We start from the raw sequence: 24527 nt of genomic DNA, 5'->3' as shown, positions 1-24527 counted from the left end.
TCCTTAAATGGCGATTTTCCAGAGGCGTGATTCATCGAACAGGTCGAAGGCTTCGTGTTCCAGGTCCAGCGGCGGCACCACCAGCTCGGCGCCGCTGCCCGGCAGGCGCGGCACCGAGCCGAGCAGACGGCGGGTGTATTCGTGGGCAGGCTGCTCGAACAACTGCTCGACCGGCGCGTGCTCGACCACCTGGCCATGGCGCATCACCAGCACGTCATCGCTGACATGGCGAATCACGCCCAGGTCATGGGAGATGAACAGATAGGCCAGGCCCAAGGTGTCCTGCAGGTCGGCCAGCAGGTCGAGTACCTGGGCCTGCACCGACACGTCCAGCGCCGACACCGGCTCGTCGCAGATGATCAGCTTCGGCTCGCTGGCGATGGCGCGGGCGATCGCCACACGCTGGCGCTGGCCGCCGGAGAGCTGCAACGGGCGGCGGCTGGCCAGGCTGGCCGGCAGGCGCACCTGTTCGAGCAGCACATGAATGCGCGCCGGGCGCGCCGCAGCCTCGACGCCCGCCACCTGCAAGGCGTCATCGAGGATCTGCGCCACGGTCCAGCGCGGGTCGAACGAACCCAGCGGATCCTGGTAGATCACACTGATCTGCTGGCGCAGCGGGCGGCGGCTGGCTTCGCTGACGGTATTGCCCGGGCGGTTCCATGGCTGGCCGCGATACAGCACCTCGCCCTGGTCCGGTTGCAGCAGTCCGAGGGCGATGCGCGCAACCGTGGTCTTGCCCGAGCCGGACTCACCGACGATGCCCAGGGTCTGCCCGGCGCGCAGGGTGAAGTCCACGCCCTGGACCACCTGACGCACCACGCCGTCAGGGCCGGTGTAGCGCTTACCCAGGCCGTGGGCCTGCAGCAGCACCTCGCCAGGCACGACGCTACGCGCTACTCGCTCGCCCGAACGCTCCGGCGACAGGCGGCTGCCACGCGGATGCTCCGCCGGCACCGCGGCCAACAGCGCCTGGGTATAGGGGTGCCGAGGCTGGCGCAGCACCTGCTGCATCGGCCCCTGCTCCACCACCTCGCCATGGCGCAGCACCACCACCTCGTCGGCCAGTTGCGCGACCACCGCCAGGTCATGACTGATGATCAGCAATGATGCACCCCGCGCCTTGATCTGCTGGAACACCTCAAGAATCTGCGCCTGGACCGTGGCATCGAGCGCAGTGGTGGGTTCATCGGCGATCACCAGCGCCGGATCCAGTGCCAGCGCACTGGCGATCAGCGCCCGTTGGCGCAGCCCTCCAGAAAGCTGGCCTGGCCGCTGCCGCGCACGCAACGCGACGTCCGGCACCCCGACCCGTTCGAGCAGCGTCAGCACGCGCGCAGCGCGCTGCGCCCGATCTCCATAGCCATGGGTTTGCAACACCTCGAGGATTTCCTTGCCCACGGGCCGCAGCGGGTCGAGCGACACCAGCGCATCCTGCAGCACGAAGCCGATATCCTTGCCACGCACCGCACGCCACTGACGCTCGCTCAGGGCCAGCAGGTCGCGACCGGCAAAGCCCAAGGTGCGCGCGGTCACCTCCCCACGCGCACCCACCAACCCCACCAGGCTGCGGGCGCTGACGCTCTTGCCCGAGCCAGACTCCCCCACCAGGGCCACACAGCGACCCGGCGCCAGGGTGAAAGACAGTTCACGCACCACGCTGCGGCCTTCGAACGTCACGTTCAGGCCCTCGACGATCAAGGTCTTGTCGCTCATGGCAGGCGGCCCTCCAGGCGGTGTTGAAGGTAGCGGCCGGCCGCGGTGGTCGCTAACGTGGTGAGTACGATGAACAGGCCGGGGAAAAAGGTCAGCCACCAGGCGCTGGCGATGAAATCGCGGCCCATCGACAGCATGGTGCCCCACTCAGGCGCAGGTGGTCGGGCACCAAGGCCCAGGAAACTCAGGGCAGATGCCCAGACAATGGCTTGACCGACGCCCATGGTCAGGGTCACCACCAACGGGCGCATGGCATTGGGCAATAACTGACGCAAGACAATGCGTGCGGTCGGGTGCCCCAGCGCCCGCGCCGCTTCGATATAGCCCGAATTGCGCACCGCCAGCACCTGGCCGCGGACCATCCGCGCGTAGCCAGGAGCCCCACCCAGACCGGTGGCGATGATCAGTGGGCCAACACCGCTACCGAACACCGCCACGAACAGCAGCGCCAGCACCAGGCTGGGAAAGGCGAACAGCACCTCCAGCAGCCAGCCCACGCCACGATCCACCCGCGCCCCGCCCAATCCGCCGAGCAGCCCGAGGCTGACGGCGATGGCCATCGACAGCAAGGTTGCCGCCACGCCGATCAGCAGGCTCTGACGCGCGCCGTGGACGATACGCGCGAAGATGTCGCGCCCCGACTGGTCGGTGCCCAGCCAGTGCGTCCAGCTCGGTGCCTGGAACGCCTCACGAGGCACGATCGCCAACGGGTCGATGCGAGTGAACAGCCCCGGCGCCAGCGCTGCCAGCAACAGCGCCAGCAGGAACAGGATCGCCAGGCTCGCCCCCAGCGGCGGCCAGGACAAACGCACTTGTCGACGCACTGGCGTCTGGCTGTGTTCAAGAATCAGGTCGCTCATGCGCTCGTCTCCTGTTGGCGTGGGTCGATCCATTGATAGAGCAGGTCCACGAGAATGTTGGCCAGCACGTAGGCAGCAGCCACCACCAGGGTGATGCCGATCACCAGCGGCAAATCTTGCAGTTGCACCGCCTGGTACAACTGACGGCCCACGCCCTTGCGCGAGAAGATCACCTCGCACACCACCGCCCCGCTGATCAGCGCACCGATGGCCCAGCCCGACAGCGACACGCCCGGCAGCAGGGCGTGGCGCAGGGCATGCCGGAAGCGCACCGCCAGGTCGCTCAGGCCACGGCTGCGGGCGCTGAGGATGAAGGGCTGATCGAGGGTCAGCTCGAGTGATTCACGGGTCACCTGGGCGATGAACCCTGCCAGCGGAATGGCCAGGGAGAATGCCGGCAGCACGAGGCTTGCGAGGCTTTCGCTGCCCGCCGGCGGGAACCAGCGCAAGCCGAAGGCGAATACCGCCAGCAGCACCACCCCCAGCCAGAAGTGCGGCAAGGCGGCGCTGAGGGTTTCAGCCAGCGAGGCGAGTCCGCCGATGAGCCGGCCACGGCCGGCCGTGACCACCGTCAGCAGCAGCACCAGCAACCAGGCCAGCACCAGTGCGGCGAACGTCAGCTCGAGGGTTGCCCCGGCCTGTTCCGCCAGCACGCGGGTCACAGGCTGGTGCTGGGAATAGGACTGGCCCAGGTCGCCCTGCACCAGACGCCCGAGATACAGCGCGTATTGCACCGGCAACGGTTTATCCAGGCCGTACTCGCGCCGGGTTGCCTCGATGGCCTCCGGCGTCGGGTTGCCGGTGGTGCCACCGAGAATCGCCAACACCGGGTCACCCGGCATCAGACGCAGGGCGAAGAACGTCAGGGTCGCCACCGCCCACAGCACCAGCAGGCCGCCGCCCAGGCGAATGACGGCGCGGCGTCCGAGCGCACGCAGGCGCTCGCGACGGGGATCGGTCAGGGTCGTCGCTTCACTCATTTGCTCACCCATGCGTCATAGAGGTAGGTCACCGCCAGCGAGGGCTCCAGGCGCACGCCGTGGGCCGTCTTGTAGAGGCCCAGCCGGGTGCTCTGCGGGTAAGTGGTCAATTGCAGGTACTGGCTGGCGGCCTGTTGCTGAGCCTTGAAGTACAGCGCCCGACGGCGCTCCGGGTCCTGGGTGGCGAGGGCGTCGTCGAGCAGCGCGTCGAAGCCCGGATCGGCGAAGCCTGAGGAGTTCTGGTGGTAGCCGCCGACGCCTGCAGGCTGGACGAACGCCGAGCCAAAGATGATGCGCAGCACATCCGGGGTGTTGGTATTCCAGTAGCCGGTGCGGATGTCGTAGTCCCAGGCGGCCTGACGCGCAGTGACCTGGGCGTCGCTCATCTGGTCGATCACCAGCTCCAGGCCGGCCTGACGGGTGGTGGCCTGCACCTGCTCCCAGAGGGTCAGCTCCGAAGGCGGTGTACGCGCGCCGATCAGCACCACCGCGCTCAGGCGCTTGCCATTGCGTGTGCGGTAACCCTGCGCATCACGCCCGGTCCAGCCTGCGTCATCGAGCAATCGGGCGGCGCGCTGCGGATCGTAGTCCTGGCTGCGCTCGAACTCGCCGCTGTAGAACGGCGTGGCCACGCTGAGCGGGCCGCCGGCTCGCGGAAACTCGCCGAAGTACACACTCTTGAGCGCACCTTCGATATCGGCGCTGCGCACGAAAGCTTCGCGCACACGGATATCATCGAAGGGCGCCCGGCGCAGGTTGAACGTGCCGTTGGTGGGGTTGCCGGGGCGCTGGGCGATGATCAGCTCGACATCCGGGTTGCGCCGCGCCGCCTCGTGCGACTCGGGCGGTACGCTCTCGATCACGTCCACCTCACCGGCCTGCAGCGAGGCGAAACGCACCGAAGGTTCCTGGATGAACTTCCACACGATGCGCTCGAGATAGGCCGGGCCCTGGTGCCTGGCGGTCGGCGGCGCCCAGTTGTAGTCGGCATTGCGCACCAGCTCGACCTGGTTCTGCCGGTCCCAGCGCAGCACCTTGAATGGCCCGCTGCCCACCGGGCTTTCGCAGTTCTCGTCACGGCTGCGCTTGAGCGCGGTGGGTGACTGGATACCGAGAAAGCCTTGGGCGAGCACTTCGAGGAAGGCGGCGTAAGGCGTGGCCAGGTGCACCACGGCGGTGTATTCGTCGACGATGTCGGTGCCGCGATACTGGCGGATATAGCCGCCTGCGGTGCTGGACTGGGTCTTGGGGTCGGCCATGTGGTCGAGATTGGCCTTGACCGCCTGGGCATTGAACGGCGTTCCGTCGGTGAAATGCACGTCGTGGCGCAGGTGGAAGGTGTAGCTCAGGCCATCGGCGGACGCCTCCCAGCGCTCGGCCAGCCAAGGGCCGATACGGCCGTCGCTGTCCATCGACACCAGCGAATCCAGGTACTGCTGGGCCACGAACACTTGCGGCATGTCACCCGCCACATGCGGGTCCAGGCAGGTGGGCTCGCGGTCGGTGGCATAGACCAGGGTTCCGCCGCGCACCGGCTGGTCGCTATGGGTCGTGACCTGCTCGGCACGCTCGCAGCCGACCAGCGCCAGCACGGCACAGAGCGGGATCAAGGGGAAGTTGAGTCGGTTCAAGGGCGCTCCTGCGGATGACTGGGCATGCAGGGGCATTTGCAGGAGTTGTGCCGGGTTTCAACCCCCTGATTTTGCTGGGATTTGCCAAATACGTGGTGATCGATGGCGGGCAAAGTGTGCGCAGGGTGTTGGCAAGCCAACAGTTGAACTGTCAGTTCATACCCATGCATAAAGACAAGCGGCCCTATACTCCGCACTCACAGGGCCGCTTCCGCGCAGCGGGCCCGCCGCCCCTTCCCCTACAAGGCGTTCTCATGGCACTCGACACCTGGCTCATCTACCTGCTGGCAAGCATCGGCCTGTCACTGACCCCGGGGCCGAACAGTTTGCTGGCCCTCACTCATGGCGCCCGCTACGGCGCGCGGCGAACGCTGTTCACCATCCTCGGCGGCATGTGTGGTTTCAGCGCCCTGATCGCCCTGGCGATGTTCGGGCTGAGCGCACTGCTGCAAACGTCGGGTTCCGTGCTGCAAGTGCTCAAGTGGGTCGGCGGCGCCTATCTGCTGTGGCTCGGCATCCAGCTCTGGCGTGCCCCACCCCTGCACCTGGACCTGGCCCAGGGCCAGACCCGGCTGGGAAATGCCGGCTTGTTCCGCCAGGGTTTGCTGTCAGCGCTGTCCAACCCGAAAGTGCTGCTGTTCTATGGCGCCTTTTTGCCACAGTTCATCGACCCGCAACGCGGCCTGGCCCTGCAGTTCATCGTGATGGCGGCGACGTTCGCCTGCGTGGAATGCCTGGTCGAATACCTGCTGGCACGCCTGGCCGGTCGCATCAGGCCGTGGTTGGCCAAGGGCGGCAAGGGTTTCAACCGCTGCTGCGGCGCGCTGTTCGCGATGATCGCGGTGGCGTTGCCGCTGGGGCGCTGAGCCTGGCCTGCAAGCGCTTGCACATCGCAGGCCAGGGGCAAGACGCTACAACGACCAGTCCAGGCTGACCATCAGGGTGCGCGGTTCGCCGTTATAGACGCCGTTGTAGAACCCCAGGTTGTTGTAGTAGTGCTCGTCGAACAGGTTCTTCACGTTCACCGAGGCCGACAGGTGTTCGTCGACCTGGTAGCGGGCCATCAACCCGACCACCGAGAACGCCCGCTGGCTCATGCGGTCCCTGACGGTGATGATGCCACCCGATGCATTGCGCCCCACCGGGCGGTTGCCGACACCGAAGGTGTGGCTCTGCCAGTCGAGGGTGCCGCCCACGGTCAGTTTTGGCAGCACCTTGTAGGTGCTGGAGAAACGCACCAGATTCATCGGTCGGGCCGTGTCCTTGCGCGTCTTGTCGCCACGCAGCGCGTGGGTGTAGCTGTAGCCCAGGCTCATCTGCCAGTCCGCCATCACCTCGCCTGCCAACTCGGCCTCGAAGCCCTCGACCACCGCCCCCTTGCCACCGGACTTGTAGTACTGCTCGCCGTTGGGGCCTGGCGGCACCGAGTCGTCGACCTCCGCAACGTTGTCCTGCTTGCTGCGGTACACCGCGGCGCTGAGGTTGGCCCGATCCTCGAACAGGCTGCCCTTCAGGCCCAGCTCGTAGACCTTGCCCACGACCGGGTCCAGGTACTTGTCGCTGATGCCCTTGTTGGTCTGCGGGTTGAAGATGTCGGTGTAGCTGACATAGACGGTGAACTGCTCGTTGAGGTCGTAAAGCACACCGGCATAGGGCGTCCACTGGTCGTTCTGGGTCTGCTCGCTGCGGGAGATGTCGGTGACCGCCAGGTTGTCATCGTATGTCCAGGACTTGCTGGTGGTCTTCCAACTGCCGTAGCGGCTGCCGAGGACCAAGTGCAGGCGATCGGTGGGGTTGAGCCGGGTAGCAATGTAGCCGGCCTTCTGCTCGATGCGCGAGCGCGATTCATCCAGGCCAGTCTTGCGATCGTAGAACTTGGGAATCCCGCCCATGTATTTCCAGTCGGGGATGATCGCGTAGCCCTGCGGATCGTTGCGGCCGGTGTAGTACGGCGAGCTGTCGCGTCGCTCGGAGACCCCGTAGCCGATCATGAAGTCGTGGGTACGGCCCAGCAGCTGGTAGGGGCCGGCAAGGTTGAAGTCCACGGCATCCATCTGCTCCTCTCCGGAGAAATGACTGCTCCAGGCTTTCATGCCACTGCGGTCGGCCTCGGGGAAGCCATTGCCGCCGTAGTAGACCTTGCCGTCGCTGTCGCTCTGGCGGTGGGTGTAGGCCGCCTTGAGCAGCCAATCATTGCCCAGTTGCTGATCGAGGGTGGCGAACACCGTCTGGTCCTTCAGCGGCCAGGACGACCAGGGCGCCGCCAGGTTGGTCGAGCGCGGCAGGTTGGCCTTGCTGCCATCGGCGTTCCAGTAGGGCACGGTGCCCCAGCTGGAGCCCTGGACATGCTTGTTCTGGTAGTCGTAGCCGACCGCCAGCACCGTGCTGTCGGTAAGGTCGGCCTCGAGAATGCCGTAGGCCACCTCACGTTGGGTCTGGTAGTGGTCCATGTACGACTTGTTGTCGCGATAGGCCAGCACCGTGCGCCCACGCAAGCGCCCGTCCCAGCCCAACGGGCCGCCAACGTCCAGGTAGCTGTAGTAATTGTCGAAACTGCCGGCACTGATGCCGGTCTTCACCGCCAGCTCATGGGTCGGGCGTTTGCGCACCATGGCGATGGTGCCGGAGGGATCACCCGCGCCGGTGGTCAGGCCGGTGGCGCCACGCACCACCTCGATACGGTCGTAGATGATGGTGTCGGAGTCGGACTTGAGCCCCGAGAAGGTGTTGAGCATTCCATCGATCTGGAAGTTGTTGATCGAGTAGCCGCGCGCATAGTACGTCGGTCGCTCGGAGTCGTTGCGCTGGACGGTCACGCCAGTGACGTGGCTCAGCGCTTCGGACAGGGTGTCGAGCTGGAAGTCGTCCAGCTGCTGGCGGGTCAGCACCGAGACCGATTGTGGGGTTTCCTTGATCGACAGGTTCAGGCGCGTGGCGGCGCTCATGCTGCCGGTGGTGTAGGAGCCGGTGTGCTCGGTGGTGCTGCCCAGGCCCTGGGCGAGGATTTCGGTGGAGCCGAGCTCCAGTACGCCTTCCTCGGAACGCTTTTCGCGCTCTTCGGCCATCCCTGCCGGGCTGATGACGGTGGCGCACAGACCCAGGGTCAGGGTCATGCTACGGCTGATGGGCGCGAACATCGCTGCCTTTCTCCTTGTTCGATTCGATGAAAGTCCTGGATACCGGTTGACCGGCATTCATATGATAACGAATCTCGTATGAGAATCATTATCGAGTTGTCATCACAACCAAAACAGAGGATCAGCTTGTAAGGTTCAGAGCCGCGGCAAGATCGGAATTATCAGCGAAATAATCTCATGTATATCAATAGCATAAGAAACATACATGAGGTCATTTATAGAAAAACCTCATGTAGTTTCTCAACATTTGGCAGGCACCTATCGCTTACGCTGCAGTGCCCTGAACGCGCCTCAGCAACCGGTCAGGGTCGCTGCGCGTCGCTCGCCAGCGAAGAACAGCGGCCGCAGTCGCACACCGATCAGGTTGCCGGTATAAGCCGCCACCAACCACAACCAGCCATGCACGCTGCCTGAGGCGATGCCGCTGAAATAGGCGCCGATGTTGCAGCCATAGGCCAGGCGCGAACCGTACCCCAGCAGCAGGCCACCGATCACCGCGGCGACCAGCGAACGCGCCGGGATCTTCAGGCTCGGCGCGAAGCGTCCAGCCAGGCCGGCAGCGAGCAAGGCACCTAGCACGATCCCCAGGTCCATTACCGTGGTGATGTCCTGCCACAGCGGTGCAGCCAAGGCTTTGGCGTTGGCCGGCGCCTGCCAGAACACCCAGCTGCCCACATCCACGCCCAACCCGCTCAAGGTCTTGGCGCCCCACAAGGCGAAGGCCGAGGTGATGCCCCAAGGGCGTCCGGCCAGCGCCAGGGTGGCGTAATTGAGCAGTGCCAGCGCGATTGCGCCCCACACCAGCGGCCACGGCCCGCGCAGGAAACGACGCAGGCCTTGGTGCTCGCTGCTCACGGGCGCTTCCAGTGCGCCATGGCGACGCTTCTCCAGCACCACGGTGACCCAGGCGATTACCCCGAACAGTGCGAGGCTGGACACCAGCGCAGGCACCATGCCCCAGGCCTGGACGATCGAGGTGGCCGGGAACGAGGGCAAGGCGAACCACCAGTCGGCATGGTGGGTCGCGGTGACCGAGCCGATGATGAAGAACAGCAGCGTCACCAGCATCCGCGCATTGCCGCCACCGACAGTGAACAGCGTGCCCGAGGCACAACCACCGCCCAGTTGCATGCCGATGCCGAAGATGAACGCGCCGAACACCACCGATACCCCGGCTGGGGCCACAAGACCGGTGACCGGGTTGCCGAACAAACTGCCCGCCGACAGCGCCGGGAAGAACAGCAGGACCGCCAGCGCCAACATGACCATCTGCGCGCGCAAGCCTGCGCCACGGCGTTCATTGATGAACACCCGCCAGGCCGAGGTAAAGCCAAAAGCGGCATGGTAGAGGGTCAGGCCCAGCGCCGCGCCGACCAGCAGCAACAGCACCTGCTTGAAACCGGCATTGAGGTTGAGGAACCAGGCGCCTGCCAGCAGCAGGGCCAGGGCAATCAGCGGCGCGCCAAGGCGACGCGGCTCAGGTGTGACGGTAGCGGAAAAACCCATTGAAATACTCGGATTAACAATCGAACGGGCGGCGAGTATACCGCCGCACATTCGCGGATGGGAGCAACCGTCTTGCTCACATCCTTGAAAGCAGACTTGCCGCTCAACCGCGCTTCTTCTTCACGCCACCCTGGCGCGCCTTGAAGCGCGGATTCGACTTGCAGATGACATAAAGGCGGCCGCGGCGCTTGACCACCTGGCAGTCGCGGTGGCGCAGCTTGGCGTGCTTGAGGGATGACAAGACTTGCATGGTGATTCTCCGATAGGGCGTTTGATAACGTAATAACATTACATTAACGAGAATCATTAGCGATTGGCAAGCCCCCTCTCCTATTGCGTCAACGCTTGTTCGCCCACACCCCGAAGGCCATGTCGCCGATATAGATCCCCTGCGACTGCATGCGCTCGGCATCCAGCCGTGCCTGTAGCGTTTCGATCCCCACCTGACGCGCCGTGGCGATGCCGTGCTCGAGGATTCGTGGCAGGCACGCACGTATGATCGCTGCCAGCCCGTAGGGACTGTCCGGGGTCTGCAACAGGCATTCGGCGCGCAGGCTCTGCACCTGCAGTCCGGCTTCGGTGAGGATGCGATGCAGGTTGAAGCCGATATGCAGGTCCGCCCCTTCGTGGGCGAGCATGCGCTGCAGCCACTGCTGGGCACGGCGATGCAGCGGAAAAGGCGCCAGGCTTGCCGGGGTCAGGGTGCTGTCGTGCTCCTGGAACACCAGCACGCCGCCAGGCAGCAACAGCCTGGACAACCTGCGCACAGCCAGGACGGCGTCTGGCTGGTACATCAGCACCCGCCGACCGACGATGGCATCGAACAGCCCCAGGGCTTCAGGCAAGCGATGCAGGTCACAGGCGACGAACTCGACCGGGGCATGGCCTGAAACAGGCGAACGCTGGCGCGCCAGCTCAAGCGCAGCCAGAGACTGGTCGACCCCGACCACCGCCCCGTCACGCCCGACCAACTCGGCGAGCAGCACGCTAACATCGCCCGTCCCACAGCCGACATCCAGCACCCGCATGCCAGGGCCGATGCCCGCGTCAATCAGCAATCGAGTGGTGAAATCCGTCGTCGAAAATGCCATGCGCTGCTCCTTGTCCAGGGAGGCCAGTGTGGCGGCGGCATGGGTCGATGCACAAGTATCGTGGCAGGGTTGCACTAGAATGCTGTTCACCGCCCACGCTACGCAGGCCAATCAATGCCCAATCCCACCACCCGGTTACTGGACAGCTGGCAGCACAATGCCAAGGCCTGGATCGAGGCCGTGCGCAGCGGCAGCATCGCCTCGCGCCGCCAGGTCACCGACCAGGCGATCTTGCTGGCGATCCTCGGCCGCCAGCCGAAGCGTGTGCTCGACCTCGGCTGTGGCGAGGGCTGGCTGCTGCGCGCCCTGGAGAGCCGGGGAATCGAGGCGGTGGGTGTAGACGGCGACAGGACCTTGGTCGAGTCGGCCAAGGCTGCAGGCTCGGCGCAGGTGCACCTGGCCAGCTACGCGCAACTGATTGGCGCCGAGGTGGAGATCGGTCGGGACTATTCGCTGATCTGTGCCAACTTCGCCCTGCTGCATCAGGACATCATCCCGCTGCTCGGCGCCTTGGCGCCAAGGCTGGCACACGACGGCGCACTGTTGATCCAGACCCTGCACCCGTGGAGTGCTGCCGCGGGCAACTACCAGGATGGCTGGCGGGTCGAGTCCTTCGCAGGCTTCGAGGGCAACTGGGCGCCCATGCCCTGGTATTTCCGCACGCTGTCCAGCTGGCTTGCCGCACTGGACATGGCAGGCTTCAACCTGTGCACGCTACAGGAGCCGCAACACCCCCAAAGCCCGGTGCCGCAGTCGCTGCTGCTGATCGCGCAACCCAAGTGAAACGCTTGCCGGCCCTGGGAGGGCTTGCCACAACGCATTGCCCGCCCAACGGGCCAGGGCTATTGGCCGTCGAGGCTGGCCACATGCGCATCCAGTTCCTGCTCGGGCGGCGACAGGTGCAGGACGCGATCGCGGCCGCCTTCGGCGAGCAGGTAGCCACCCTTGCCATCGGGCACGATCGACTGCGGCGCCTTGAGGAAGGACAACACGGTATGCCGCTTGCCATCGGCATCGATGCGCAGCAAGCGCGCGCGATGCGTGGAGTCTTCGCTGATCCACAGCCCGCGCTGGTCGCAGAACAGGAAGGTGGGATTGCGCAGCCCCTCGGCCACCACCGGGTCTTCACCCCCTTCGTTCAGCGCGCGGATCTTGCCGGCAGCCTTTTCGGTATAGAGCAACTGACCACCGCTGCAGCGGGTCAGGCCTTCGGTTTCAGTCAGCGCCGAGCGCAGCACTTCCACCTGGCCGCTCTGCCAGTCGTAGCGCATCAGGCGGCCATCGCCCTTGCGATCCTCGATGGCGTAGAGGTGATCGCCATCGTTCCATAGGCCCTGCACACTTTCGCCGTTGAACAAGGCGGTGATCTGGCCATCGCGAGACACGCTGACCGGGGCCAGTCCGCCCTCCTGGCTGAACACCCAGCCGCCCTCGACCGCGACCATGCCGTCAGGCTTGGACAGGCCATCGACCACTACCACCCGCTCGCCCTGTGGGGTGATCTTGAGAATGCTGCCCAGCCCATCGTCCAGCTCACGGCTGACCAACAGGCTGCCATCGGCCAGCGGCAGCAGCGAGGCGGCCTTGGCCACGTCACGGTGCAGCACCTGCACGTGCCAGCCATCGGAGGCCTGCACCGGATAGAACGTCTGCCAGGCGAAGAAGCCCAGGGCGCAGGCCACCACGCCTGCCGTCGCCGTCAAGGTCAGCTTTACACCACGCTTGCGCAACACTTGAATCATCGATCGCTCCTTCTTGTGGCGGCGATCCTAGCAAGGGGATGTGAAAAAAATGTCGTGAAGCGCATCGCACCCGCAAACCAGCAAGATCGTTCAAGCCAGGCAGCTTTTTCCTCTGGCATGCTGAACATCCCTGCCCCTGTCCGTAGCCGCCATGTCCAGCAGTCCGCCCCTCGCCCGCCATGCTTTCACCCAAGGCACCGTCGCCATCCTGCCGTTATCGCTCGCCGTTGCGCCCTGGGGGCTGCTGGCCGGCTCCATGGCCATCGAAGCCAACCTCAGCGCCTGGGAAGGCCAAGGGCTGTCGGCGATCGTTTTTGCTGGAGCTGCGCAACTGGTGGCGATCGGCATGCTCAAGAGCGGCGCTGGGCTGCTGTCGATCCTGCTCACCACCCTGGTGCTGACGTCGCAGCACCTACTCTATGGGCTGTCGATGCGCCCTGTGGTGTCCGGCCTGCCGACCCGCTGGCGACTGGGGCTGGGCTTTCTGCTTACTGACGAACTCTTCGCCCTGACCAGCCACCACGACCAGCAACAGTTCAACCGTTGGTACGCATTGGGCGTGGGCCTGACCTTCTATGTGGCCTGGAACCTGTTCACACTGGCCGGCATCATCCTCGGCCAGAACATCCCGCACCTGGACCAGCTCGGCCTGGACTTCTCGATCGTCGCCACCTTCGTCGCGTTGATCACCCCGCTGGTACGCAGCGTGCCGACCCTGGTGTGCGTGGCGGTGTCGCTGTTCTGCTCGGTGCTGTTCAGCCATTGGCACTGGGAAACGGCGCTGGTGGCCGCCGGCCTGCTGGGCATGGCTGCGGGTTTTGTCTGTCAGAAATTCGCCGGGAGCCGCGCATGATCTGGCTGCTGATCGTCGCCATGGGTGTGGTGGTGTTCCTCAATCGCTACGTCTTTCTCGAGCCGCGCCTGCCCCTGCGCCTGGGGTCCAACGTGCGCCAGTTCCTCGGTTTCGCCGTGCCGGGAATGCTCACGGCAATCTGCGGGCCGATCATCTTCCTGCCCGAGCATCAGTTGAACCTCGATCCGCTCAATCCGTACCTGCTCGGCTCGCTGGTGGCCATCGCCCTGGTGCTGTTGACCCGCAGCGTATTGCTGAGCATGCTGGCGAGCATGCTGATCTTCTTTGTCCTGCGCAGCTGGCTGACATGAGCACGCCCCTGCGCGAACAGATCCACCTGTGGCAGGCACCCGCCCTCGGCGATGTCGAGATGCTGCACGCCCGCTACGTACAGCAGCGCTTTGCGCCGCATGTGCACGGAGGCTATGTGTTCACCGTGATCGAGTCCGGCGCTCAGTGTTTCTGGCACCGTGGCAGTGATCACCTGGCGCCGGTCGGCAGCGTGGTATTGATCAACCCCGACGAATTGCACACCGGCGCCAAGGCCCACGAGGCGGGCTGGCGCTACCGTGCGTTCTATCCGGAACACGAACGTGTCACCGGGGTGCTGGACGAGCTGGAGCTGGGCCGCCACGGCTTGCCGCACTTCAGGCAGAGCGTGGTGCAGGACCCGACCCTGGCGGCGGCCTTCAGCCGTGTGCATCGCCTGTCGGAAGCCGGCGCGAGCGCGCTGGAGCAGCAAACCGCCTGGCGCGAGGCGGTTCTGGCGCTGGTACAACGTCATGGACACTGCAGCGAACCTGCTGCCCCCGGCCACGAACCGCTGGCGGTGGCACGGGCCCGCGAACTGCTGGAGAGCCAACTGGCCGACCCGCCTTCGCTGGAGGCACTGGCCGCGGCGGTCAACCTGTCACCCTTCCACTTTGCCCGGGTGTTTCGCCAGGCCACCGGGCTGCCGCCCCATGCCTGGCTCAAGCAGCGTCGCCTGGCCCGCGCCCGGGAGTTCCTGCGCCGTGGCTTCCCGGCTTCGGAAGTGGCCTTTGCACTGGGCTTCGCCGACCAAAGCCACCTCAGCCGGCAGTTCAAACAGGCCTTCGGTGTGACGCCAGGCGCCTACCGCCTCGCCTGCCTGAACCACTGACCCGTCGCCCGGCAAGACCGCCAGCCGCTGCTACACTGAGAAGGCTGAACGGAGGATCCTGCCATGTCAGAACGAGAGCTCACCACCCTCATCACGCTGATGAACCAGCGCCAGGCCTGCCTGAGCAGCGCCTGCAAGGAAATCGCCGACTGGATCGACCGGCAGGGCGATGTGCCCTCGGCCGGCAAGATCCGCGCGAGCCTCAAGGCCCTGGAGGCCGACGAAGCCCAGGTTCGCAAAACCCTGACTTCGCTGACCATCGACCGGCCGCTGCCGCGATTCCGTAGCTGAACGACAGCAAGCAGAAAGTACAAGGGCCGCTTGCGCGGCCCTTGTCGGTGCTCAGTGCTTCATGTGCATGTGGTCGTGCCCGGCATCCATCTCGGCAGTCAGCGGCTTGACCGGCGCCTGCACCTCGAGTGTCTGCTTCTGGCCCTTGGCATCTTCGATGGTCAAGGTCAGTGGCACCTGCTGCCCTTCCTTCACCTGCTCGTTCAGGCCCATCAACATCACGTGCAAACCGTTGGGATCGAGGGTCACCGGCTTGCCGGCCGGCAGCTCCACGCCCTTCACTTCACGCATGCCCATCACATCGCCATTCATGGTCATCTCGTGCACCTGCACGGTCTTGGCCACCGGCGAAGCCACGTTCACCAGCTTGCTGTCGGTGCTGGCGGTCAGGGTCATGAAGGCGCCGGTGGACTGCTGGTGCGGCACGCTGGCGCGCACCCAGGCGTCGCTTACGGTGGTGTCGGCCAGGGCCGGCAGGGCCAGGCCCAGCAGGGCGAGAGCGGCCAGGCCGCGCTTGATCGGTTGCATCGACATTCAGCAGATCTCCATCAGGGTGCGCAGGTCTTCGGCGCATTCCTGGGCATTCAGGGAATGGCCCAGGCTCAGGCGCAGGGTGCCACGCGTATCGTAGACGTAGCTGGTGGACGAGTGGGAAATGGTATAGGTGTCGCCGGCAGGGACCTTTTCGTAGAACACCTTGAACTCCCTGGCCACCTCCTCGATTTCTTCCGGGGTGCCGGTCAGGGCGACGAACGATGGATCGAAGGCCTTGACGTAGGCGTCGAGCACTTCAGGGGTATCACGCTCCGGGTCCAGGGTGATGAACACCACCTGGAACAGGTCGCGGTCACGGCCCTTGAGCAGTTTGCGGATCTGCGCGGCGCGTGCCAGCGTGGTCGGGCAGACCGCCGGGCACTGGGTGAAACCGAAGAAGATCATCGGCATCGAGCCGTAGAAGCTCGACAGGGTACGCTCGTTACCCTGCGGATCCTTGAGCTTGAACTTGCGTCCAAGGATCTCGTTGCTCATGTTCTTGCCGTACTTGAAGTCCAGGCCCCGGGCCGGGTTGCAACCCGCCAGCAGGCCAAGCCCCAGTACGCCCATCCCGGCGACGACCGCGCGCCGGGTCAGTAGATCAGTCATGGAACCATCCTTTACAGGGAAGGTGCCGGCCCTCGAGCAGGGCCGGTCGAAAAACCGGGGCATTCTGGCATGACACCCCGAGACCAGCTACCCGACACCCGGAAGATCGGCCCGCAGCCCTTGATTTACGGGCTGCGGCCTGTTGTCGCAGGGCTTGAAACAGTAACACTTTGTTGCTAGAGATCAGTGCAAAGGGCGTTGAAACTGTCGCGGGGCAAGCCGCTCCGGCACAGAACGATCTGTGGGAGCGGGCTTGCCCCGCGATCACCGGTTCAACCGGCGCCACCCCTGAATCAATCAGTAGTAGGCGTTCTCTTTTTGCGTGTGGTCGGTCACGTCACGCACACCCTTGAGCTCCGGGATGCGCTCGAGCAGCGTACGCTCGATGCCGTCCTTGAGGGTGACGTCCGCCTGACCGCAACCCTGGCAACCGCCACCGAACTGCAGCACGGCGATGCCGTCGTCGACCACATCGACCAGGCTCACCTGGCCGCCGTGGCTGGCAAGACCGGGGTTGATCTCGGTCTGCAGGTAGTAGTTGATGCGCTCGTTGATCGGGCTGTCTTCGTTGACCATCGGCACCTTGGCGTTCGGCGCTTTGATGGTCAGTTGCCCGCCCATGCGGTCGGTGGCGTAGTCGACCAGTGCGTCTTCGAGAAACGGCTCGCTGACGGCGTCGATGTAGGCGGTAAAGCTCTTCAGACCCACGGCGGTGTCGTCAGGCTTTTCTTCGCCCGGCTTGCAGTAGGCGATACAGGTCTCGGCGTACTGGGTGCCCGGCTGGGTGATGAAAACGCGGATGCCGATCCCGGGCGTGTTCTGCTTCGAGAGCAGATCGGCCAGATAATCATGGGCGGCGTCGGTAATGGTTATAGCGCTCATGGAAGTTCCTCACAGACTTGCCGCCCAGTGTACGCCAAGCCAGGCCTCGAACAAAGTCCTAGTAATTGACTCGGGATAATGCCGGCTGCGCCTGGTGTGTCCCCCGCGCCCCGAACCAGGCCTTGAGGCGCCGATACAGGCCGCGCTCCAGCCACTGGTAGCTGAACCACGACATTAGTCCGATTGACGGTACGCAGAAGGCGAACACCAGATACGGATTGAGCCGCAGCCGCTGGCTGATGAACCAGCCGCCCCACAGTACCAGCACGTGGGTGAGATACACCGAGTACGAACAGTCGCCCAGCGCCTTGAGCACCCGGTTGCCGCGAAAGTACGGCTCCAGCGCGATGAAGGCCAGCACCACCATCGCACTCGGCAGGCCCCAGTGCAGCAGGCGCTGCGAGGCGTCGAGCTGGTACAGCGCGTACCCCGCCGCCGCCAGCACCGCCAGCGGCAGCCACAGCCCCTCGCGGATCAGCCCGCGCCGGTACAGCACACCCAGGCCGATGCCCAGCAGGAACTCGTAGATGATGTCGTTGTTGTAGAAGCGGCTGAGCACACCCAGGCGCCCCAGCACCTCGCTGACCAGCAGCAGCGCCGCGGTGACCAGCACCAGGTGATGACGCTGGCGTACCAGGAACGCCAGGCCGAACAGCAGGTAGAAGAACATCTCGAAGTTCAGCGTCCAACCCACGTTGAGGGTGGGGTACAGCCCATAGCCACCCGGGTTTTCCGCTGGCACGAACAACAGCGACAGCACCAGGTGCTGCCACTCGAACACCTGATGCGGCATCCAGCGGCTGGCCACCAGCAACAGCAGCGCCATGAGCAAGGTGTAGAACCAGTACGCCGGGACGATGCGCAAGGCGCGGTTGAGCAGGAATTCGCGCGGGGCGATCTCCTTGTCGCGGGTCGAGAGGTAGATCACCAGGCCGCTGATGACGAAGAAGATGTCGACCCCCACCGCACCGCGCTCGGCGAGCAGGCGGCCGACGGGGCCTTTGGCATTGAAATCGAAGAAGATCTGCATGAAGTGGTGGCAGACCACCACCCAGGCGGCGAACGCCCGAAGCGCTTGAAGCGAATACAGCATGGGTTGTCCTGCGGTTCTTGGTGCATTCAGGCCCACCGGCGAGCACTGCTCGCGCGAATCACGGAACCCGCCTGCTCCCGCCTGTGGGAGCGAGCTTGTCACGCGATGGGCTGCAACGCATCGCCGGGGCCACCCACAGGTCCGACCGCAGAAAGCCGGGAAAGGTCGGACGCCTTTCCCGGCAATCGATCAGAGGTTCTCGTAGCGGTTCATGTCCAGCACGCCCGCCTCCACCGGCTCGGTCTCCTTGATGTAGGTGTTCAGGTCGTGGAAGTACCGCCAGAACTGCGGGTGGCTGCGGCGCACGCCCCAACGCTCGACGATACGCTCGAACTTGCCCTGGTCGTCACGCGCAGCCTCCATGTCCTCGACGAACTCCGGTACGTCACTGGCCGGAATGTTGAAGATGAAGTTCGGGTAGCTGCTGAGCACGCCCGGATACAGGGTCAGGGTGTCCAGCCCCGGCTGGTAGCGATAGGCCTCGCCCAGCAGGAAGGCGACGTTGCTGTGCGCGCGGTTGCGCAACAGGCTGTAGACCTGACGCTGACCGCCCTGCCCTTCGATGCGCAGCATGGTCGCCTCGGGCAGTTGGCCGATCACCTTGAGCCCTGCCGCCGGACGCGACACCAGGCGGCTCAGGCTCTGCTCCACATCACGAAACTCTTCGTTCATCTGTGGTCGCGAGCAGTAGGCACCGGTGCAACGGTTGATCGGATCGGGCGCTGCGTTCAGGCTGCCGGTGCGTTGCAGCAGCTTGAGGCCGAAGTCGCGCGTGGCATTGTGCTCGTTCAGTTGCAGGGCGCTTGGGGTATCGGTGTCGATGTCGGTGTAGTCGAGCCACATCTTCACCTTGCCGCTGTTCTGGTACCAGTCGCTGAGGATCGCGCCGCGTTTATTGGCCGGCATCAGGCGCAGGAAGTTGACCTCGGCGCCGTTGCGGATCAGGTCGAAGTACAGGCGCGTCTGCAACTGGTGCGAGACATTCCCGTACACATCGAAGTTGACCGCCAGTTGGTAGTAGGTGCGCTCCAGCAGTGGGTAGTCGAACAGCCAGATGGTCAACGGCACGTCACCGATCAGCCCCTTGCTCACCGAGGCGCTGTCGAAGTGACGGAAGATGCTGAGCAAGGCGTTGTCGTTGCCTGCCCACAGCGTCGACCAGCTCGGCGCTGGCATTTCGGCGTAGGCCTCGCGGCGCAGGGTCTCGTAGTCGTTGCGCTTGTCGCGGTAGGCACGCCACAGGCTCAGCACGCTGCCGACATCGTCGATCTGCCCCGGCATGGCCAGCAACGGCGTGGCCTGGCCGCGGTAGGCAGCATCGGTGACGTAGCGGTCATGGGCCGGCTCCTGGAACAGCGCCCAGAAGTTGTCGCGGATCACGTCAGTGGCGATCTGCCCGCGGCACACCGGGCCACGGATGAAGGTGCGCACGAAGTACTCGGCGTTGTCGAGCATGAACTGGTAGCGCGCCACCGCCGGGATCGCCTCGAAGGTCTCGAACGGGTTGGCCCGGCGCTGCGGGCCATAGCCCGGCAGCGAGGTGGCGCGCCAGTCGCCGCTGTAGAACAGCTGCTTGACCCGCTTGAGCTTCTGCGGCCCCATCGGGTAGGTGATGTGCGTCTTGTGCACGATCACGCCCTGCACCGGGATCAACCGGTAGTAGAAATCATTGCCCGGCGGGTCGTTGGGGCGGCGCGTGGCGATCACGTCGACCGGCTGGCCACTGGGCGTGCGCGAGCGGACCCACTGGAAGAAGTGCCCCTGCTCGCCGCCGACGAAATAGATGTGCGCCAGGAACAAATGCTCGTACAGCCAGCGCCCGACCAGCGCCTCGGTGGAGCCCGGACGGTTGAGCAGAGCTTCCCAGTCGGCGATCTGCTTCGCTTCGCTGGGGCTTGGCTGGATCGGCTGGTACTCGACCGGTGCACCGGCCGCCAGCCAACGCTGCAGGGTCGAATATTCCTGGTCGGTCAGCCCGGTAACCGCCAGCGGCATGCCCTCTTTCGGGTGCGCACCGGCATAGGCGTCGAACTCGTGCGGCAGCGGGCACATGTTGTTGCGGTTCAGGCCCAGGACGATCTCCTCGGGCAGCTTGGCGTTAGGCGTGAGCGGCGTCTTGTGGCCCAGTTCGAGCATGCGCGCCATCAGCGCGGCCTGGCTGCCCTGGTTGTCGAGCACCGAGTAGAAGCCCTTCTTGCGCCAGCCCTCTTCATTCTGCGCGTCATAGAACAATCGCGTGGTGGCGACCGCCTGGCTGCGCTCGCCCTGGTACACCGGCACCTTGGAGGCGCCGCGCTCGGCACCTTCTGCGCTGCCCAGGTTGAGCTGGCAGGCGGCGTCGTTGCAGGCGTGGCAGGCCACGCACTTCTGGGTGAAGATCGGCTGGATGTCACGGGTATAAGAGATGGCCGAGCTCGATTGAGGGGCCTGCGCCAATGCTGCGCCGCTGACGAGCAGGGCGAAGATGGCAACGATAAAACGATGCACCATGTGCCGAATGTCCTGGTTCTTGATAGCTGTCACGATTTGCCTTTCTGTCCCTGGGACTGAGCCTTGGCACCACCAACATGAATCAAATTCATGAGACCGGGCGATGCGCCTAAAATCCGTGCAGCTTTGTTATTATTCCGCACTTCCGTTATTTGTCCGACCAGGTAGTTCTCATGTCCGACCGCAGCGCTCGTCTCCAAGCACTCCAGCATGCCCTCAAGGAGCGCATCCTGATTCTCGACGGCGGCATGGGTACTATGATCCAGAGCTACCGCCTCGAGGAAGACGACTATCGTGGCACGCGCTTCGCCGATTGGCCAAGCGATGTTAAGGGCAACAACGACCTGCTGCTGCTCACCCAGCCCGATGTCATCGCCGCCATCGAGAAGGCCTACCTGGACGCCGGCGCCGATATTCTCGAGACCAACACCTTCAACGCCACGCAGATTTCCCAGGCCGACTACGGCATGGAAGCGCTGGTGTACGAGCTCAACGTCGAGGGCGCGCGCATCGCCCGCCAGGTGGCCGACGCCAAGACGCTCGAAACCCCCGACCGCCCGCGCTTCGTCGCCGGCGTGCTCGGCCCGACCAGCCGCACCTGCTCCATTTCCCCGGACGTCAACGACCCGGGCTACCGCAACGTCACCTTCGACGAGCTGGTGGAAAACTACATCGAGGCCACGCGCGGCCTGATCGAAGGCGGCGCCGACCTGATCCTGATCGAGACCATCTTCGACACCCTCAACGCCAAGGCGGCGATCTTCGCCGTGCAGCAGGTGTTCGAGGATGACGGCATCGAACTGCCGATCATGATCTCCGGCACCATCACCGACGCCTCCGGCCGCACCCTGTCGGGCCAGACCACCGAAGCCTTCTGGAACTCGGTGCGCCATGCCAACCCGATCTCGGTCGGCCTGAACTGCGCCTTGGGTGCCAAGGACCTGCGTCCGTACCTGGAAGAACTGTCGACCAAGGCCGGCACCCACGTGTCAGCGCACCCCAACGCCGGCTTGCCCAACGCCTTCGGCGAATATGACGAAACCCCGGCAGAAATGGCCGCCGTGGTCGAGGAGTTCGCTGCCAGCGGTTTCCTCAACATCATCGGCGGTTGCTGCGGTACTACCCCGCCGCATATCAAGGCCATCGCCGAGGCCGTGGCCAAGTACCCGCCGCGCGCCATTCCGGACATTCCCAAGGCTTGCCGCCTGTCGGGCCTGGAACCGTTCACCATCGATCGCCAGTCGCTGTTCGTCAACGTCGGCGAGCGCACCAACATCACAGGTTCCGCCAAGTTCGCCCGGCTGATCCGCGAGGAAAACTACACCGAAGCCCTGGAGGTCGCCCTGCAGCAGGTCGAGGCCGGCGCACAGGTGATCGACATCAACATGGACGAAGGGATGCTCGACTCCCAGGCCGCCATGGTCCGCTTCCTCAACCTGATCGCGGGCGAGCCGGACATCTCGCGCGTACCGATCATGATCGACTCCTCCAAGTGGGAGGTGATCGAAGCGGGCCTGAAGTGCATCCAGGGCAAGGGCATCGTCAACTCGATCTCCATGAAGGAAGGCGTCGAGCAGTTCAAGCACCACGCCCGGCTGTGCAAGCGCTACGGCGCCGCCGTGGTGGTGATGGCCTTCGACGAGGTCGGCCAGGCCGACACCGCGGCACGCAAGAAAGAGATCTGCCAGCGCAGCTACGACATCCTGGTCAACGAAGTGGGCTTCCCGCCCGAAGACATCATCTTCGACCCGAACATCTTCGCCGTCGCCACCGGCATCGAGGAACACAACAACTACGCCGTCGACTTCATCGAGGCGTGCGCCTACATCCGTGACCACCTGCCCTACGCGCTGTCCAGCGGCGGCGTGTCCAACGTGTCGTTCTCGTTCCGTGGCAATAACCCGGTGCGCGAGGCGATCCACTCGGTGTTCCTCTACCACGCCATCCAGAACGGCCTGACCATGGGTATCGTCAACGCCGGCCAGCTGGAGATCTACGACGAGATCCCGCCGGCACTGCGCGAGAAGGTCGAGGACGTGGTGCTCAACCGCACCCCCGAAGGCACTGACGCCCTGCTGGCCATCGCCGACGACTACAAGGGTGGCGGCGCGGCGAAGGAAGTGGAAAACGAAGAGTGGCGCTCGATGCCCGTGGACAAGCGCCTGGAACACGCGCTGGTCAAGGGCATCACCGCCTACATCGTCGAAGACACCGAGGAGTGCCGCCAGCAAGCGGCGCGCCCCATCGAAGTCATCGAAGGCCCGCTGATGAGCGGCATGAACGTGGTCGGCGACCTGTTCGGCGCGGGCAAGATGTTCCTGCCGCAAGTGGTCAAGTCCGCGCGGGTGATGAAGCAGGCGGTGGCCCACCTGATCCCGTTCATCGAGGCCGAAAAAGGCGACAAGCCCGAAGCCAAGGGCAAGATCCTCATGGCCACGGTCAAGGGCGACGTGCACGACATCGGCAAGAACATCGTCGGCGTGGTGCTGGGCTGCAACGGCTACGACATCGTCGACATGGGCGTGATGGTCCCGGCCGAGAAGATCCTGCAGACCGCCCGCGAGCAGAATTGCGACATCATCGGCCTGTCCGGCCTGATCACCCCGTCGCTGGACGAGATGGTCCACGTCGCCCGCGAGATGCAGCGCCAGGACTTCCACCTGCCCTTGATGATCGGCGGCGCCACCACCTCCAAGGCGCACACCGCGGTGAAGATCGAACCCAAGTACGCCAACGACGCGGTGATCTACGTCACCGACGCCTCGCGCGCCGTGGGCGTGGCCACGCAATTGCTGTCCAAGGAGCTCAAGCCTGGCTTCGTCGAGAAGACCCGCCAGGAGTACGTGGAAGTGCGCGAGCGCACCGCCAACCGCAGCGCCCGCACCGAGCGTCTGAGCTATGCGCAGGCGATCGCCGCCAAGCCGCAGTACGACTGGGCCAACTACCAGGCAGCAGTGCCCTCCTTCACCGGCGTCAAGGTGCTGGAGGACATCGACCTGCGCGAACTGGCCAAGTACATCGACTGGACACCGTTCTTCATCTCCTGGGACCTGGCGGGCAAGTTCCCGCGCATCCTCACCGACGAGGTGGTCGGCGAAGCGGCTACCGCGCTGTACCAGGACGCCTGCGACATGCTCGAGAAGCTGATCAGTGAAAAACTCATCAGCGCCCGCGCGGTGTTCGGTTTCTGGCCGGCCAACCAGGTCGCGCATGATGACATCGAAGTCTATGGCGACGACGGCAAGCCGCTGGCCACCCTGCACCACCTGCGCCAGCAGACCATCAAGCCCGACGGCAAGCCGAACTGGTCGCTGGCCGACTTCGTCGCACCGAAGGACAGTGGCATCAGCGACTATGTGGGCGGGTTCATCACCACCGCCGGCATCGGTGCCGAGGAAGTGGCCAAGGCCTACCAGGACAAGGGCGACGACTACAGCTCGATCATGGTCAAGGCGCTGGCCGACCGCCTGGCCGAGGCCTGCGCCGAATGGCTGCACGAGCGGGTGCGCAAGGACTACTGGGGTTATGCCAAGGACGAGCAACTGGACAACGATGCGCTGATCAAGGAGCAGTACAGCGGCATCCGCCCTGCTCCGGGCTATCCAGCGTGCCCGGATCACACCGAGAAAGAGACCCTGTTCCGCCTGCTCGATGGCACGGCCATCGGCGAAACCGGCCCCAGCGGCGTGTTCCTCACCGAGCACTTCGCGATGTTCCCGGCGGCGGCGGTCAGCGGCTGGTACTTCGCCCATCCGCAGGCGCAGTACTTTGCCGTTGGCAAGGTGGAGAAGGACCAGATCGACAGCTACAGCGCCCGCAAAGGCCAGGATGTCAGCGTGAGCGAGCGCTGGCTGGCGCCGAATCTGGGCTACGAAGGCTAAGCCAACCGCCCCAGACTGCCGGTGCCATTTCGCCCCGGCGACGCGGGCGGTCGCCACCAGGTGAGCCGAAGTATCCCGATTGCCTGCTGTTGC

At 64.9% G+C, this 24527-nt stretch carries 21 protein-coding genes; 7 read left to right on the top strand and 14 right to left on the bottom strand.

The genetic code is table 11. The features are described 5' to 3' along the window. Positions 1-3 precede the first annotated feature (3 nt). From ACNFHO_RS03090 to ACNFHO_RS03075, 4 genes are read right to left on the bottom strand one after another with little or no spacing between them, the layout of a single operon-like run. Positions 4-1713 carry a dipeptide ABC transporter ATP-binding protein gene (locus ACNFHO_RS03090; RefSeq protein ID WP_416765183.1) on the bottom strand — a complete coding sequence of 570 codons (1710 nt, stop codon included), beginning with the start codon at positions 1711-1713 and terminating at the stop codon, positions 4-6. Then, complete coding sequence (locus ACNFHO_RS03085) at positions 1710-2573, bottom strand: ABC transporter permease (protein WP_112898412.1); 864 nt, start codon at positions 2571-2573, stop codon at positions 1710-1712. The genes ACNFHO_RS03090 and ACNFHO_RS03085 overlap by 4 nt, the downstream gene beginning before the upstream one ends. Next, positions 2570-3553 carry an ABC transporter permease gene (locus ACNFHO_RS03080; RefSeq protein ID WP_416765181.1) on the bottom strand — a complete coding sequence of 328 codons (984 nt, stop codon included), beginning with the start codon at positions 3551-3553 and terminating at the stop codon, positions 2570-2572. The genes ACNFHO_RS03085 and ACNFHO_RS03080 overlap by 4 nt, the downstream gene beginning before the upstream one ends. Then, a complete protein-coding gene (locus ACNFHO_RS03075; protein WP_063545088.1) occupies positions 3550-5220 on the bottom strand; it encodes an ABC transporter substrate-binding protein in 1671 nt (556 codons plus the stop codon). Before ACNFHO_RS03075 ends, ACNFHO_RS03080 begins: the two co-directional genes overlap by 4 nt. A 218-nt stretch (positions 5221-5438) precedes the next feature. Between ACNFHO_RS03075 and ACNFHO_RS03070 the strand changes: the two genes are divergently transcribed. Next, positions 5439-6050 (top strand): LysE family translocator, encoded by a 612-nt coding sequence (locus ACNFHO_RS03070; RefSeq protein WP_112898414.1) that lies wholly within the window; start codon positions 5439-5441, stop codon positions 6048-6050. Between the two features lie 45 nt (positions 6051-6095). Here ACNFHO_RS03070 and ACNFHO_RS03065 read toward each other — a convergent pair whose 3' ends face one another. The 4 genes from ACNFHO_RS03065 to ACNFHO_RS03050 all read right to left on the bottom strand — a co-directional run bounded on the left by ACNFHO_RS03065 (position 6096) and on the right by ACNFHO_RS03050 (position 10918). Further along, on the bottom strand, positions 6096-8321 hold the full coding sequence (locus ACNFHO_RS03065) for a TonB-dependent siderophore receptor (RefSeq protein WP_416765180.1): 2226 nt from the start codon (positions 8319-8321) through the stop codon (positions 6096-6098). Between the two features lie 291 nt (positions 8322-8612). Beyond that, positions 8613-9827 (bottom strand): YeeE/YedE family protein, encoded by a 1215-nt coding sequence (locus ACNFHO_RS03060; protein WP_416765179.1) that lies wholly within the window; start codon positions 9825-9827, stop codon positions 8613-8615. A gap of 103 nt (positions 9828-9930) precedes the next feature. Then, complete coding sequence (gene ykgO / locus ACNFHO_RS03055; RefSeq protein ID WP_054890826.1) at positions 9931-10077, bottom strand: type B 50S ribosomal protein L36; 147 nt, start codon at positions 10075-10077, stop codon at positions 9931-9933. Positions 10078-10165: 88 nt separating this feature from the next. Beyond that, positions 10166-10918, bottom strand: a complete 753-nt coding sequence (locus ACNFHO_RS03050; protein WP_416765176.1) for a methyltransferase domain-containing protein — start codon at positions 10916-10918, stop codon at positions 10166-10168. Between the two features lie 114 nt (positions 10919-11032). Between ACNFHO_RS03050 and ACNFHO_RS03045 the strand changes: the two genes are divergently transcribed. Further along, on the top strand, positions 11033-11701 hold the full coding sequence (locus tag ACNFHO_RS03045) for a class I SAM-dependent methyltransferase (protein WP_416765175.1): 669 nt from the start codon (positions 11033-11035) through the stop codon (positions 11699-11701). 59 nt (positions 11702-11760) lie between these two features. Here the strand turns inward: ACNFHO_RS03045 and ACNFHO_RS03040 are convergent, their stop codons facing one another. After that, positions 11761-12660, bottom strand: coding sequence for a hypothetical protein (locus ACNFHO_RS03040; RefSeq protein ID WP_063545095.1), 900 nt, complete (start codon positions 12658-12660; stop codon positions 11761-11763). Between the two features lie 151 nt (positions 12661-12811). Here ACNFHO_RS03040 and ACNFHO_RS03035 point away from each other — a divergent pair, with 151 nt between their 5' ends. From ACNFHO_RS03035 to ACNFHO_RS03020, 4 genes are all read left to right on the top strand, one after another. Beyond that, the gene (locus ACNFHO_RS03035) at positions 12812-13513 is read left to right on the top strand and encodes an AzlC family ABC transporter permease (protein ID WP_416765173.1); all 702 of its coding nucleotides are present in this window, start codon (positions 12812-12814) and stop codon (positions 13511-13513) included. After that, on the top strand, positions 13510-13824 hold the full coding sequence (locus tag ACNFHO_RS03030; protein ID WP_054890831.1) for an AzlD domain-containing protein: 315 nt from the start codon (positions 13510-13512) through the stop codon (positions 13822-13824). The genes ACNFHO_RS03035 and ACNFHO_RS03030 overlap by 4 nt, the downstream gene beginning before the upstream one ends. Then, positions 13821-14654 (top strand): AraC family ligand binding domain-containing protein, encoded by an 834-nt coding sequence (locus ACNFHO_RS03025; protein WP_416765171.1) that lies wholly within the window; start codon positions 13821-13823, stop codon positions 14652-14654. The genes ACNFHO_RS03030 and ACNFHO_RS03025 overlap by 4 nt, the downstream gene beginning before the upstream one ends. A 63-nt stretch (positions 14655-14717) precedes the next feature. Then, a complete protein-coding gene (locus ACNFHO_RS03020; protein WP_054890833.1) occupies positions 14718-14945 on the top strand; it encodes a hypothetical protein in 228 nt (75 codons plus the stop codon). Between the two features lie 51 nt (positions 14946-14996). Here the strand turns inward: ACNFHO_RS03020 and ACNFHO_RS03015 are convergent, their stop codons facing one another. The 5 genes from ACNFHO_RS03015 to ACNFHO_RS02995 form a co-directional block, all read right to left on the bottom strand. Further along, positions 14997-15479, bottom strand: coding sequence for a copper chaperone PCu(A)C (locus tag ACNFHO_RS03015; RefSeq protein ID WP_153773802.1), 483 nt, complete (start codon positions 15477-15479; stop codon positions 14997-14999). Then, positions 15480-16088 carry an SCO family protein gene (locus ACNFHO_RS03010; protein WP_063545099.1) on the bottom strand — a complete coding sequence of 203 codons (609 nt, stop codon included), beginning with the start codon at positions 16086-16088 and terminating at the stop codon, positions 15480-15482. 297 nt (positions 16089-16385) lie between these two features. Further along, positions 16386-16970 carry a Fe-S biogenesis protein NfuA gene (gene nfuA, locus ACNFHO_RS03005; RefSeq protein WP_063545100.1) on the bottom strand — a complete coding sequence of 195 codons (585 nt, stop codon included), beginning with the start codon at positions 16968-16970 and terminating at the stop codon, positions 16386-16388. 58 nt (positions 16971-17028) lie between these two features. Beyond that, a complete protein-coding gene (locus ACNFHO_RS03000; RefSeq protein ID WP_414155575.1) occupies positions 17029-18063 on the bottom strand; it encodes an acyltransferase family protein in 1035 nt (344 codons plus the stop codon). A 189-nt stretch (positions 18064-18252) separates the two neighbouring features. Next, the gene (locus tag ACNFHO_RS02995; RefSeq protein WP_112898424.1) at positions 18253-20553 is read right to left on the bottom strand and encodes a fatty acid cis/trans isomerase; all 2301 of its coding nucleotides are present in this window, start codon (positions 20551-20553) and stop codon (positions 18253-18255) included. A 173-nt stretch (positions 20554-20726) separates the two neighbouring features. Here ACNFHO_RS02995 and metH point away from each other — a divergent pair, with 173 nt between their 5' ends. Continuing rightward, on the top strand, positions 20727-24434 hold the full coding sequence (gene metH / locus ACNFHO_RS02990; RefSeq protein ID WP_416765168.1) for a methionine synthase: 3708 nt from the start codon (positions 20727-20729) through the stop codon (positions 24432-24434). The last annotated feature ends 93 nt before the right edge of the window (positions 24435-24527 follow it).

This window comes from Pseudomonas sp. NY15374, assembly GCF_048068255.1.
GTDB classification, from domain to species: Bacteria; Pseudomonadota; Gammaproteobacteria; order Pseudomonadales; family Pseudomonadaceae; genus Aquipseudomonas; species Aquipseudomonas machongensis.
Note: the sequence above shows the minus strand (reverse complement) of the source record. Positions and strands in the feature narration are given on the sequence as shown.